Here is a 14865-nt window from a genome sequence, read left to right as displayed (position 1 = left end):
CAAAAAAATATACACTAACGTTGGCTGGCCATTGCCCGGGCAGTGGTACAGCTGGTAGTTCACCCTTTTAATACTGACTTGATGCGCTTACCTTTTATAAAGCACATATTCTATCCGCTGCTTTTCCTGTGTCTGTTGCTTGCTAATGTGGCAGTAGCACAGACTACCCCGTCGTGCCAGGTAACTATAGATGCGGAGGGTTCATCATCGCTGTGCCAGGGCGAATCGGTAATTTTGCGTGCCGTTTCATCAAACCAGATAAGCAGCTGGCAATGGTTCTTTAACAATGCTCCTATAACCGGGGCAACCGGGGCCACCATATCGGTCAGTGTTGCCGGCGATTATAGCGTTCAGGTCTCTGGGGCCACCTGCCAGACCACTACTTCAGCTGTATTTCCTGTAACAGTATCGCCAAAGCCAGCTAATCCGGGTTTCCTGGTAACGCCAACTACTACCCAATGTGCAGGTACACCACTCGCCTTTGAGGTAAATGCACCGCAACCAGACATTTTTTATACTTGGATTTTCGGGGACGGAAGCTCAGCAAAAGGCGATTCGGTTGGCCATACTTTTAACGATAAAGGCATAAACTTCGCGACCTATAATGTAAAAGTGCTGGCCACAAGCGCACAAGGTTGCCAATCCGATACCGTAACGCAGCAGGTACGTGTTGCCCGCATGCCCGAAGCAGCTTTCTCAGACTCTTCCAACTTCCAGACCTGTTTGCCAGATACTGTTGAAGATGACGAAATTGAAGTGTTTGCTTATATTGAGAACGGCACCGCAGAGCCCTACTTGTCAGATATCAGAACCTATATTGTGAATTGGGGAGATGGCGGACCGGATGTGCAGTATAGCCGTAACGAATTCCCGATCAGCAACCCGAGTGCCTACACCGAAGTTGGCGACTACCCGATAACGATAAGGGCTGTAGCCAGCAACGGCTGCGAATTTGTGTTTACTCAAAACTATAGTGTCAGCAAAGAACCCAAGGCTAATTTTATACTCAACAAACAGCCAGCCGCTACCCCATCGTCGTGTTTGCCGGTCATTGTTTCGTTGGGTGATAGCTCGACTGGTGGCGGTTTAACCTACAAATGGACCATACAACCAACCACAGGGTTTACCATAGAACACGGCGGCCTTGACCAGGATACGCTTGCCCTTTTGTTTACTGAAAGCGGCATTTACCAGATAGAACTGATCGTGGAGAATGGTTGCGACGATGACACCACTTCGCAGTCGGTTGTAGTTGGCTGGCCGCAAGTACAACTCCCTCCGGATACGGTTTCCTGCGGGCCGATAGACTTTAAATATACCACCGGCGCCATACCCGGGACCGGAAACGTATTTGTAGACCCGAACCTGGGCAGGATACAAAGTGCCGTCTGGACGGTAGTTGGACCAACAGGTGCAACGCGCACACTCAGTGGCCAAAACCAAACGATACGCTTTACTGAAGAAGGGGTGCACGAGGTCACGCTCGTCGTAGAGAACGAGTGCGGGTCTTCGGAAGAGCTTGCCGGTACCTTCCCAATGGTGCAGCGAATAACCGTGTTGCCCGTTCCGGAAGCGCCAACTATACAGGATATTACCGTTTGCAGTGGAGACTCAGTATTGCTGGAGCCATCCGGTGGCAGCGGCAACTATAACTTCTATGATGACCAGGGTACTCTTTTGCTGACAGGGCCAAACTTTACTACTACCAGCATCACACAGACTACCACTTTTAACATAGAGAGCATAGGCGAAGACCAGTGCCCGAGCGCCCGTGTCCCTGTTACAGTTACAGTTGTGCCACCGCTGGCAAACAATACCATACAAGGCGACCAGAGCCTTTGCCAGGGCGATGCACCTGCGCCTTTAACAGGAAGCACACCAACCGGAGGAACAGGTGGTGGCTACATTTACACCTGGCTGAGCAGTACATCGGGCCCGGATGCAGGGTTTGTGCCGGCAGCAGGTGTTAACAACGATGTAAACTATAATCCGCAGCCACTAAGCCAGCGCACATGGTTCCGCAGGTTAATATCGGTTGCCAGCTGCTCTCCGGACACCAGTAATGTTGTTTTGGTGAATGCCGTACCTAAAATTCAGAACAATACTATTTCAGAGTCGCAGGATATTTGTGCTGGCCAGACACCTGAGCCTCTGGTTGGTTCGCGGGTTACAGGCGGAGATGGAACAGGCTATACATTTAAGTGGCAGGTGAGCACCGAAGGTCCTGCAACAGGTTTTGTGGATGCGCCAGGCAACAACATTAGCGAGAACTATAGTCCGGGTGTACTTTCGCAGGCATCGTGGTTCAGGCGGGTGGTAACATCGGCAGGTTGCGTGGTTTTCTCGGAGCCTGTGATGATCGATATCGTTCCTCCTTTAGATAACAATACTATTTCTGCGGCGCAGACAGTATGTGCAGGCAGCACGCCAGCGCCGCTTACTGGCTCAGCGCCAACCGGCGGAACAGGCACATATACATACCTTTGGGAGAGCAGCATTACCAGTGCAACTACAGGTTTTGCAGCAGCAGCCGGTACCAACAACGGTCAAAGCTACACACCGGGCAACCTAAGCGTAAATACCTGGTTCCGGAGAACAGTAACATCAGAAGGTTGCGAAGCCGATGTGAGTGAAGCTATACTGATAACAGTAAATCAGGGCGTTGCCAACAACAGTGTTAGCGCACCACAAACTATATGCGCCGGCGAAGTACCGGAAGCATTAACTGGCTCAACACCGATTGGCGGCAGCGGCACCTATACGTATCTGTGGCAAAGCAGCATTTCAGGTCCGGACACAGGTTTTGGATCGGCGGCAGGCACAAATACCAATGCAAACTATACCCCGCAGGCACTTACACAAAATACATGGTTCAGGAGAGTGGTTGATTCGCAGGGATGTAAGTCTACTTCAGAGGCGATACTTATAACTGTAAACCCAAGGCCATCACCACCAATACTTACCGTGCGCGATGCTACTACCTGCCCGGGCGGATCAACGACCTTAACGGTACAGAACGCAAACGGCGGAATTTACCAGTGGTTTACAGATGCCACAGGCGGCGAACCGGTTTTTGAAGGAGCTATTTTCAAGACGCCAAACCTAACGCAGCCAACTACTTACTATGTGGAGGCTGTTAATACAAATGGCTGTTCGAGCGCAACCCGTACGTCTGTGAATGTAGCTATAGTTGACCCTGTAGCTGATGCCGGCCCGGATGCCACTATTATACAGGGTAGAACGATAGAGCTACGTGCAACCGGAGGAGATACCTACTTATGGGAACCCGCCATCGGCCTGAGCAACCCGAACATTGCCAACCCTGTTGCAAGACCAGATGTGACCACCACCTATAGGGTAACTGTGAGTACCGGAGAGGGCTGTACCGCCACCGACGAAGTAACTATAACAGTTATTCCTGCCCTTGTAATACCGAATGCGTTTACGCCTAACCGCGACAATGTGAATGAGCTCTGGGAGATCAAGAACATCGAGAACTACCCGGATGTGCGCGTGGAGATATTTAACCGCTGGGGCAACCTGGTGTTTACTTCTAATGGCTATGGCAAACCCTGGGACGGCACCTTTAACGGCGAAGAACTGCCGGTAGCAACTTACTATTACATGATCTTCCTGAACAGGTCTGAAGAACCTATTTCGGGCAACGTTACCATTATCCGCTAACTATGAAAAAGCTATACCTATACCTGCTGTTGATTTTTGGGGTGATGTGTGTGCAGGAAGCAGCCGCGCAGCAACGACCGCAGTATAGCCAGTACATGCTAAACAACTATATTCTGAACCCTGCCATTACCGGTATCGAGAACTATGCCGACATACGCATAAGCAACCGCCGGCAATGGGTTGGGTTAGATGGCGCTCCCGTTACCTATTACCTGACAGCCCATACACCACTAAACAAAGGGGCCGGAAGCACGCAATACCACAGGGCACTTGCACACCATGGCATAGGCGCTACTTTCCATACTGATAAAACAGGCCCGCTGCGCCGCACCGGAGTGTCTTTTTCGTATGCCTACCATTTGCCTGTAACCAACTCCATAAATGTTTCAGGAGGTACTTCTGTAGGCATTATCCGGAACAGTATAAACGCCAACGACCTGGAGTTCGGTAACAACAACGACCCGCTGGTTGGTGGCGGTGGTCTGAACAACAACGTAGTAGACCTTAACCTGGGCCTTTGGATCTATTCGCGTAATTTCTCTATTGGAGTGGCCGGCGCACAGCTACTAGAGAATGTGGGTAGCTTTACAGCTGCTGAAGAAGAGCGAGCCGCCCTGGACCTGCAACGTCATTATTTTGCTACTGCCAGCTTCCGCTTCGAGCCTACGGCTACTTTAGATGTGATCCCATCTGTGATGGTGAAAATGGCAAGCCCAAGCCCGACCTCAGTTGATGTAAGCTTACGAACTATATATGATGAACGATTCTGGGTAGGAGCAGCTTACCGCCACAACGACGCTATAGTTGGGATGGTAGGGGTGTATGTGAGCCCGCTGCTGGATATTTCGTACTCTTATGATGCCACAACTTCTAACCTGAACCAGGTAAGTGCCGGCACACACGAGGTAGTGGTTGGCTTTAAATTACTTAATAACAGACGAGTACTTTGTCCGCAATGGATATGGTAGAATGCCCGTAAATTACAACTATAGATTAACTATGGCGCAGCGCAGGTTGCGCCTTTTTATTTGACTTCTCTACTGCCAGATCAGCCCTTTCAATTGTACACTTCTTACGGGCTATGATTGATTAAATTCTACGATTTTTATAATATTCATTATCAGTAAGTTTGGCTGTATTTATAATTTTCTTATATTAGTGTACATCTATGTACACTGATTACTGGTGTGTTATATTATAATGATTGCTTAATTTTGCATTTATCTAATATAATTACCAGCCTATGAACGATATTTGAAAATTGGATGTAACTTTCTGAAAACAAGCACCTGAAGGAAAAGATCTGATGTGCTGCGAGGTAAAATCATGCTAAATGGTAAGCCCCGGTAACACAGAATATGGAAGTTCGCAAGTGCTGTTAAAATACAATCTATCTACAAACTTAATCAGTCCTATTGTAAAACATTTACTTTTTACTAAATGGGGAGCTCAGTAAAGAAGGTACTACTGCTTGCGGTAGTCTTCTTCAGTGTTATTGCCAGTGCTTTGGCGCAGGGCCTGTCGTTGGGTTCTGCTGCTGCGTTTAACATACTTGCCAGTAAAAAAATTGAGAACAATGGTAGCACTATTGTTCAGGGAAATGTGGGCGTTGGTACAGGTGCTCAGCTTACCGGCTTTGCGTCCGGTAGCATTAAAGGTGTTACACACATCAACAATTCCGTTTCGCTTACGGCTCTCTCCGATCTTTCGGCAGCTTATAATACCTATTCTCAAAGGCCTGCTACCCAAACGCTTCCAAATACTTTCGGTGACCAGCTTTTTACGGCCGGTGTCTACAAAATAAATGGTTCGGCAGTTATCTCAGGCCCTATAGTGCTGGATGCCAACTATAACCCGAATGCTACCTTTATTTTCCAGATCAGCAGCAGCTTGCAGGTTAATGATAACGTTACTATTGCCCTGATTAATGGCGCTAAGGTAGATAATGTGCTATGGCTGGTTAGCCAGGATGCAACTATAGGCGCTGGTGCTTACTTTAAAGGAAACCTGGTTGCCAAAAGAACGATACGGGTACAGGATGATGCCGCCGTGCTTGGCCGTGTAATGAGCATAAACGATGTGGTGTACCTGAGCAATAACATCCTGTCGTTGCCAACCGACCTTACCATTGCAAAAACCAAAGTTGCAGCTTCTCCATCTCAGAAATATGCTGTAGGCGATACCGTTATCTTTAAAATAGAAGTGAAGAACCTGGGTCCGGTTGACGATGAGTCGGTGATGATACGTGATGTACTGCCTGCAGGTCTTAGCTATATCTCCTCTACTTCTTCAAAAGCAGGTACTTCGTATGAGCCAACCTTTGGTCTCTGGATTTTAGACCAGCTGAAAGTGGGTGAGGTACAGACGCTAACTATAAAAGCCCGCACAACTATGGCTGGCTACATCGTGAACACGGCAACAGTTGCCGGCTCTACGGTGGATGAGAACCTGACCAACAATAAGTCGGATGCTGATATTTGCGTGGTGCTTTCGGATGCCGGGCAAATACAAGGGCCAACAGCTGTTTGCGCAGGTAGTACCAATACTTATAACATAAAGCAGATCGCCGGTGCCACCTATACCTGGTCTATGCCATCGGACTGGACGATAACTGCCGGAAGCAGAAACTCTTCTGAGATAACAGTAAAGATCGGGAATACGGCAGGTACCATTTCGGTAACGGTAAACAACATCTGCGGCGCCAGCCCTCCAAGCAGGCTAACGGTAGAGGTTGTAAAAGATGTGCCACCAAAACCAGGGCCAATAAGCGGTACGCTGGAGCTATGTTCCGGAAAATCAACTACCTATAGTATAGCGCCTGTGCCAGGGGCAATCGGTTATCGCTGGACACTGCCAACCGGCTGGACCATGGTAAAAGACAACGGAACATCTATAGTTGTAACTACCGACGGCGACGCCACTAAAAAAATACTAAGCGTATCGGCATATAACATTTGCGGCGACGGTGAGCCAAGTATTTTAGAGGTTACACCGGTGCTGAAAGTGCCAAATAAACCAGGGGCCATCAGTGGCCCTTCTGCCGTTTGTTCTACCGTAGCATCTGCCATCTACAAAATCACAAACGTACCAAACGCAAGTAGCTATGCCTGGACAGTGCCAGCCGGCTGGACCATACTGAGTGGTCAGGGAACATCAACCATAACTGTAAAGCCAACGGCACAGGCCGGCGATGTAACTGTAAAAGCCATAAACGATTGCGGCGAAAGCGAAGAACAAAAACTAACTGTAACTCCGGTTGATAATCCGCCACTGGCGCCGGGAGCTATAAAAGGAACCGATGCGGTTTGCGTGAGCACAGCAGGCAATGTATATAGTATAGACCCTGTTACAAATGCAAAAGGCTATACCTGGACCGTGCCCGCAGGCTGGACTATAGTTAGTGGACAAAACACACCAACTATAACTGTAACTGCCGGTATGAGCGGTGGTAAAATAACAGTAGTTGCCCTTAACGATTGCGGTTCAAATGGTAGCAGCTCTAAAGATGTACAGATAACAGCTACTGCACCGACTGCGCCAACAGCTATAAAAGGAACGCCTTATGGTTGTGCTACCCAGACTGCAACGTATAGTATAGATCCGGTAGCTGGTGCGCAAAGCTACACGTGGGCAGTACCAACCGGCTGGACTATCACTTCAGGACAAGGCTCTACAACTATAACCGTAAAAGTAGGAACAGGGTCAGGCACGATCACAGTAAAAGCGGTAGGTACCTGCGGCGAAAGCCCTGCTAAGACCCTGAATGTTCAGCCTCAGGTAACACTGCCAGCTGCGCCAGCTTCTATTACTGGTCCGGATGAAGTTTGTCTGAACCAGGCAGGATTAAACTATAGCGTAACTGCAGTAACTGGTGTTACCAGCTACACCTGGACAGTGCCGACTGGATGGACGATCGTTTCTGGTCAGGGCACCACAACTATAAACGTAACAGCAGGCGCTGCGGCAGGGAATATTACTGTAACAGCGACCAACGACTGCGGAACCAGTGCGGCAACTATAAAAGCAGTAAAAGTATCTACAGCTGCTCCTGCAAATCCGGGGGCAATTGCAGGGTCATCTACTGTATGTACTTCTCAGGGAAATTTAACTTATAGTATAGCCGATGTGGCAGGCGCGACATCTTATGAGTGGAACGCTCCGGGCTGGACTATAGTCTCTGGTCAGGGTACTACAAAGATCACAGTAACGGCTGGAACAGCCAATACAACTATAAAAGTAACAGCTAAAAATGCCTGTGGTGTTACAAGCAGCAGTACCAAACTGGTTCAGGTTACCAACGAGGTTCCGGCAGCTCCGGGAGCTATAAAAGGTACTCCTTATGGTTGCGCAAATCTTAATGCGACTTATACCATTGATCCTGTAAATGGTGCTGAAAGCTATACCTGGACAGTGCCTGCTGGGTGGGTAATCCAAAGTGGCCAGGGGACGACCAGTATCACCGTAAAAGCAAGCTCAACAGCAGGCACGATCTCCGTAAAAGCAAAAGGCACTTGCGGCGATGGTCCGGCAACAACTTTAAATGTTCAGCCTCAGGTAACACTGCCAACCGCACCGGCAGCTATCAACGGTCCTGATGAAGTTTGTGCCAGCCAGGCAGGAGTTGCGTATAGTGTGGCTGCTATAACAGGCGTATCAACTTACACCTGGGCCGTGCCAACCGGCTGGACTATAGTTAGCGGGCAGGGTACAACTATCATCACCGTAAATGCAGGCACTACGGCAGGAAACATATCAGTAACAGCAACCAACGACTGCGGAACCAGCGCAGCCAAAACCAAAGCAGTAAAAGTATCTACAGAAGCGCCGGCAAACCCGGGCGCGATCAGCGGTATTGCAACAGCATGTAAAAACCAGGGCAGCCTGACCTATAGTATCTCAGCAGTGGCGGGAGCAACATCTTATACCTGGACTGCACCGGGCTGGACAATCGTTTCGGGTCAGGGAACTACAAGCATTACCGTTACAGCAGGAACAGCAAATACAACTATAACCGTGACCGCTAAAAATGCATGTGGCAACGCAAGCAGCAGCACAAAAGCAGTGCAGGTTACGGACCAGCTTCCGGCAGCACCAACTGCTATTAAAGGCACGGCTTATGGTTGCGCTACCCAAACAGCTACTTACACCATAGATCCGGTAGCCGGAGCACAGGGCTATACCTGGTCCGTACCAACTGGCTGGACGATCACTTCAGGACAGGGTACTACCACTATAACTGTTAAACTAACTTCAGAACCAGGCACAATATCCGTAAAAGCAAAAGGCGGCTGCGGCGACGGTCCGGCAACTTCCCTGAATGTGCAGCCACAGGTAACCTTACCAACTGCGCCGGCAGAAATTACTGGTCCGGATGAAGTATGTAAAAACCAGGCAGGATTAACTTATAGTATAGCCGCTATCACAGGAGTAACCAACTATACCTGGACTGTTCCGACAGGCTGGACTATCGTTTCTGGTCAGGGCACTACAACTATAAAAGTAACAGCGGGCGCTTCAGCAGGCAACATCACAGTAAAAGCTACCAACGATTGTGGCACCAGCGCGGCAACTATAAAAGCAGTAAAAGTTTCTACAGAAGCGCCATCGGCTCCGGGAGCCATAACAGGCCCGGCAACAGTCTGCGGGAACCAAGCGAACTTAACTTATAGTATTGCAGCGGTAGCAGGTGCAACATCTTACGAGTGGAGCGCACCAGGCTGGACTATAGTTAGCGGCCAGGGTACAACAAGTGTGGTACTTACAGCAGGTGCAACCGGAACAACTATTTCCGTTATCGCGAAAAATGCCTGCGGCAACACCAGTCCAGCTCAGATCGCAGCGGTTATCACTCAGTCGGCGCCAGTTAAGCCTGGAGCTATAACCGGAACTACAGCGGCCTGTATCGGTAAAGAGCAAACCTACACCGTGTCTCCGGTTGCAGGAGCTACCAGCTACACCTGGTCCGTGCCAGCCGGCTGGACGATCGTATCGCAGAATAACAATACCATTGTAGTAAAAGCAGGATCAACAGCAGGAAATATCAGCGTATCGGCGAGCAATGGTTGCGGAAGCGGGGCGGCATCGGTGTTAGCAGTTTCTTCTATTTCGGGAGCAGTAACCGGAATTACAGGCATAAGCGGAGCAGCTGCGGCTTGCGTAAGTGGTAACTCAACTTTTACAGTTCCGGCTGGTACAAACGTCTCGAAATATACCTGGGAAGTGCCGACTGGCTGGACGATAGTATCTGGGCAGGGAACTACAACGATAACAGTAAAAGCCGGAGCTACGGCAGGAGATGTAAAACTGACAGCTTCTAACGATTGCGGGTATGTAACAGTGACCAAGGCCGTACAGCTAAACGCAACTATACCGGCAACTCCGGGAGCCATAAGCGGCAACGCTACTGGCTGTTCCGGAAGTACCCAGAACTATAACATTGCACCTGTAAACGGAGCCGTAAGCTACACCTGGGTAGTACCGCAAGGTTGGGAAATCACAAGCGGCCAGGGAACTACAGCCATCACCGTAAAAGCAGGAACTACATCAGGCCAGGTAACCGTAACAGCTACCAACGCCTGCGGAAACAGCAGTTCATCATCAACCAAAACAATAACCATAACAAGCAGCGCACCGGTAGCCGGAAATATAACAGGCACCAGTACGATCTGCGGAACTACAAGTGGCCTGGTTTATAGTATAGCGCAGGTAACCGGCGCTACTGATTATACCTGGGTAGTACCAACCGGCTGGACTATAGTTAGCGGGCAAGGCTCAACAAGCATCACCGTAAATGCAGGCGCCGTTAGCGGTGAGATAAAAGTAGCAGCGAAGAATATTTGCGGCGAGGGTACTTACAGCGTACTGGCCGTAACCTTACCGGCTCCACTTGCAGCTCCAAAAGCAATCATAGGCCACATGGATGCCTGCAGTACCATATCAACCACTACCTATAGTATAGATCCGGTACCGGGAGCTACAGGGTATGCCTGGGAAATTCCGTTAGGCTGGACATTGGTTGCGGGGCAGGGCTCTACCACAATAACAGTGGGCGTAACAAGTGCACCAGGCACCATAAAAGTAAAAGCGGTAAATACCTGTAGCCAGAGCGCCTACACAGAATTAAAAGTAACGCCGGTAGCAACTACTCCATTACAGCCAACTGTAATAGCCGGACCAAATGAAGCCTGTATCGGCCGCAATGTGGTGTATAGCATTAGTGAAGTAGACAACGCTTCTTCTTACACCTGGACGGTGCCGGCAAACTGGCACATTGTTACGGGGCAGGGCACAAAACAGATTACAGTAACGGCAGGCACCCTGAGCGGAACTATAGAAGTAATGGCCAATAACGGTTGCGGATCAAGTGCGAAGGCTACTATACAGGTAAGAGCGGTTGAGATGGGCGCCATGGGCGAAATAAAAGATCTGAGCTCGCCATGCGAAGGCCTGAAATATATGGTTGACCCTGTTTATGGTGCTACATCGTACACCTGGACCTTACCTGATGGTTGGGTAATTATTGCCGGGGAAGGTACCAACATTATTATGGTTACAGCAGGCGGTAAAGACGGAACGATAAGTGTGGTAGCGGATAACGGAACCTGTGGTACAACGCCATCTACCATCATCTCCGATAAATCGAAAGCTGAAACTATCATTACTATACCAAACGTGTTCTCGCCTAACAATGACGGCACCCACGATACCTGGGTAATTGCAAGCCTCGAACGCTTCCCAGATAACGATATCACGATCCTGAACAGATGGGGTACCGAAGTATTCAAAGCAAAATCATACAAGAACAACTGGACCGGCGATAACCTGGCGGAAGGCACTTACTACTATGTAGCCCGCGTGAAGCTTTGCGATGGCACCGACAGGATGCTTAAAGGTTACGTGATGATTGTAAGATAAAACTATAGCGCCCATGAAAACAAAACTACCCTTATTACTCACGTTACTTGTTGCAATGGTTATGCAGCAGGCACATGCACAGCAGGCGCCACAGTATAGCCAGTACATCTTCAACGAGCTCGTGATAAACCCTGCTTACTCAGGTAGCAAAGACATCCTGAACATTAATGCTACGTACCGCTCGCAGTGGACAGGCCTTGAAGGTGCACCTACCACCCAAACCCTGAGCGCGGATGGTCCCATGAAAAACGACCGCATGGGCTGGGGGGTACATTTAATGAACGACATGATCGGGGCGCAAAGCCAGACAGGCTTGTATGCCAACATTGCTACCCGTGTAAACCTGAGCCGTACGGCGCGCCTTTCGTTTGGTATTGCAGGTGGTGTAGCCCAGTATACCCTGGACGGAACTAAACTTGATGCCGGGGACGATGTGCCGGATGCAGCCATACCCGAAGGCCGTGAAACGCAGATATTGCCTGATGCTAAGATTGGTGTCTTCTTTAACACCGAGCGCTACTATGCAGGTTTTTCCGCAGCTAATCTTATCCCTTTTAAGGATGATAATACGGTCATAGCAACTCCGCGCCGACATTACTTTCTTTCATCGGGCTACATGTTTGACCTGGGAGCTTACGTGCACCTGAAGCCAAGCTTCCTGATAAAGCATGACTTTAAAGGGCCGGCCAATCTCGATCTGAACGCTTTTTTACTGTTGTATAACAAGTTATGGCTGGGAGGCTCTTACCGTACTGCCGTGCCTGTGTTTACAAAAGTAGACATGACCGAAATTAAAAAACGAAATGCCTGGGCATTAATGGCGCAGGTATATGCCACACCTAAATTCAGGATCGGTTATTCGTACGATATAAGCCTTACAAAGCTTCGTGATTATTCATCGCACGAAGTATCTTTGGGCTACTCTATTTTCAAAAAACAAAACGGACGCACTATCACGCCGCGTAACTTATGATTTACCAGATTACCCGCAAGTATTGCCTGTCGCTTATTTTACTTGGTGTTATGCTTGTTTTTGCCCAGATAGCAAAAGCGCAGGATACACAACAGGCTGACAAACATTTTAATGAGTTCGAATTTAGCCTGGCGCTGGATGAGTATAAAGCAATACTGGACCAGGGCGAGCCGAGCTTAAAGGTAGTGCAGCGCATTGCCGATATTTACCGCATCCTGAACAACAGTAAAGAGGCTGAGTTCTGGTACGCGCAGGTAATTACATTTGCGGGTGCCGATCCGTCGGTTTACTTTTTGTATGCTGAGTCGGCGAAGCGGAACGGTAACTATGAGAAGGCAAAGCAACTGTTCCTGGAGTATAGCAAGCGCGTACCAGGTCAGGCTGCCTTAGCCCAGCAAATGGCTGCCTCCTGCGATACATCCATGAAATGGATACGTAACCCCAGGCCATTCAGAGTATGGAAAGAGAAAAGCCTGAACTCGGATGGAGCCGATTTTAGCCCTTTTAAAGCAAAAGACGGTTTATACTTTGCTTCTGACAGATTACAAGGCAAAGGAGAAGCACAATCGGCACGCTACGCCTGGACGGGTAATGGCTTCATTCAGATGTACTTTGCACCGGCCAAATCAGATACAACATGGGATAAACCGGTAGCACTGCCATCGGCTATAAACACAACCTACCACAACGGCCCGGCCGTTTCCCTCGAAAAAGACAACACCTTATACTTTACCCGTACGCGTGCTGTTCGCCGTGAAATAAAGAAGAACAGCGATCCTACCAGCTGGTTCCAAGGGGCTGAAGGCGGTACGCACATCAACAGGCTTGGGATTTATACTGCTGTTAAAAAAGGAAGTAAGTGGAAGAAGGTGAAAGCCTTTAAGTATAATAATACAGACCAGTTCTCTATCGGGCATCCGGCTTTAAATGCAGATGGTACTATGCTTTATTTTGTATCGGATATGCCGGGTGGTTTAGGTGAAACAGATATTTACTATAGCGAAAGGCAGGCAAACGGAGAATGGAGTTCCCCTGTAAATGCAGGTAACAAGATAAACACAACCGGCCGCGAAAGCTTCCCGAGTGTTGGTGCCGACGGCGTGCTGTATTTCTCTTCGGACGGACATATGGGAATGGGCGGTCTTGACCTTTTTAAAGCTATAGGCCCACATAAAGCCTGGACAGCCGTGGAGAACATGAAATACCCGTTCAACACATCGCACGACGACCTGGGGCTGGTAATGGACGCTTCCGGTAAAACAGGCATGTTATCGTCGGGTAGGTTTGCAACCGATGGATTTGATGATATCCTGTCGTTTGTAGAGAATCGCTTGCCATGTACTATAGCCGGTAAAACTATAGAATTTGTGGCCGATGCCCAGAACCGTGGTAAAAAAGTAGAGCAAGTTGTAGGCAATGTGATGCTACAGATAACAGAAGCAGGGAGTGATGCAAAGCCTATAGAGCTGACATCTGATGCAGAAGGTAACTTTACATTCCCGGTGTTTGCAGGTGCTACTTACACTATACGCGGGGCCAAGCCTAATTACCTGACCCAAACTATAACCGTATCGCCGGACTGCCGCAACACAACAGACTCTGTAAAAGTGGAGATGGTGTTTAACCGCGATACGCCAAACAGACCGATCGTGATCGAGAACATCTATTACGACCTGGATAAATATGAGATAACGGCACAAGCTGCTGTAGAACTGGACAAACTGGTTCAGACCCTGAAAGATAACCCGGCTATAGTTATAGAACTAAGCTCGCATACCGATAGCCGCCAGACAAACTACTACAACCAGATGCTGTCTGACCTGAGAGCCAACGCTGCTGTAGATTACCTGGTACTGAAAGGGATAGACCGAAGCAGGCTGGTACCGAAAGGCTACGGCGAAACCCAACTGATAAACAAGTGTAAAGACGGCGTTTATTGTCCGGAAGACATGCACCAGGAAAACCGACGGACAGAGTTTAAAATACTAAGAAAGGTAAATAACCTGTAAAAACAAAAGAGCGGCACTTAAACGGTGCCGCTCTTTTGTTTTAAACTATAGCTATAATTTACTGTGCCGACCAGCCACCATTTATAGGCAGCATGGCACCTGTCAGCATCCATAAACTCATCTGTCTGCTTGATACTTTTGCTTTTAAACTGAGGCTGGAAGTATAATTGCACAATATTTTCTGTAAAGATTGAATTTTTGACAGGCAGGTAACTAAATATTAAATTTTGTATATTATATTTAGCTGTTAATTCCTGATGCGTAATATTCTGCCTGATAAGTGAT

The 14865-nt window shown here is 48.7% G+C and carries 6 protein-coding genes; 5 read left to right on the top strand and 1 reads right to left on the bottom strand.

What is annotated here, in order from left to right; translation table 11 throughout:
• Positions 1-81 precede the first annotated feature (81 nt).
• The 5 genes from ABS362_RS15725 (at position 82) to ABS362_RS15705 (ending at position 14580) form a co-directional block, all read left to right on the top strand.
• The gene (locus ABS362_RS15725) at positions 82-3684 is read left to right on the top strand and encodes a DUF8696 domain-containing protein (protein WP_350413551.1); all 3603 of its coding nucleotides are present in this window, start codon (positions 82-84) and stop codon (positions 3682-3684) included.
• A 2-nt stretch (positions 3685-3686) separates the two neighbouring features.
• Positions 3687-4652, top strand: coding sequence for a PorP/SprF family type IX secretion system membrane protein (locus ABS362_RS15720; protein WP_350413549.1), 966 nt, complete (start codon positions 3687-3689; stop codon positions 4650-4652).
• A gap of 472 nt (positions 4653-5124) precedes the next feature.
• Positions 5125-11598, top strand: coding sequence for an ice-binding family protein (locus ABS362_RS15715; protein ID WP_350413548.1), 6474 nt, complete (start codon positions 5125-5127; stop codon positions 11596-11598).
• Between the two features lie 13 nt (positions 11599-11611).
• Positions 11612-12571 carry a PorP/SprF family type IX secretion system membrane protein gene (locus tag ABS362_RS15710; protein ID WP_350413547.1) on the top strand — a complete coding sequence of 320 codons (960 nt, stop codon included), beginning with the start codon at positions 11612-11614 and terminating at the stop codon, positions 12569-12571.
• Positions 12568-14580 (top strand): OmpA family protein, encoded by a 2013-nt coding sequence (locus ABS362_RS15705; protein WP_350413545.1) that lies wholly within the window; start codon positions 12568-12570, stop codon positions 14578-14580. The genes ABS362_RS15710 and ABS362_RS15705 overlap by 4 nt, the downstream gene beginning before the upstream one ends.
• Before the next feature lie 17 nt (positions 14581-14597).
• Here ABS362_RS15705 and ABS362_RS15700 read toward each other — a convergent pair whose 3' ends face one another.
• Positions 14598-14753 (bottom strand): hypothetical protein, encoded by a 156-nt coding sequence (locus tag ABS362_RS15700; RefSeq protein ID WP_350413543.1) that lies wholly within the window; start codon positions 14751-14753, stop codon positions 14598-14600.
• Positions 14754-14865 lie beyond the last annotated feature (112 nt).

The organism is Pontibacter populi, assembly GCF_040278685.1.
Taxonomy (GTDB): domain Bacteria; phylum Bacteroidota; class Bacteroidia; order Cytophagales; family Hymenobacteraceae; genus Pontibacter; species Pontibacter populi.
Note: the sequence above shows the minus strand (reverse complement) of the source record. Positions and strands in the feature narration are given on the sequence as shown.

Bases quoted from the DNA above. Each gene is read 5' to 3' on its own strand.
- ABS362_RS15725 (WP_350413551.1), top strand. From the start codon at position 82: ATGCGCTTACCTTTTATAAAGCACATATTCTATCCGCTGCTTTTCCTG.
- ABS362_RS15720 (WP_350413549.1), top strand. From the start codon at position 3,687: ATGAAAAAGCTATACCTATACCTGCTGTTGATTTTTGGGGTGATGTGT.
- ABS362_RS15715 (WP_350413548.1), top strand. From the start codon at position 5,125: ATGGGGAGCTCAGTAAAGAAGGTACTACTGCTTGCGGTAGTCTTCTTC.
- ABS362_RS15710 (WP_350413547.1), top strand. From the start codon at position 11,612: ATGAAAACAAAACTACCCTTATTACTCACGTTACTTGTTGCAATGGTT.
- ABS362_RS15705 (WP_350413545.1), top strand. From the start codon at position 12,568: ATGATTTACCAGATTACCCGCAAGTATTGCCTGTCGCTTATTTTACTT.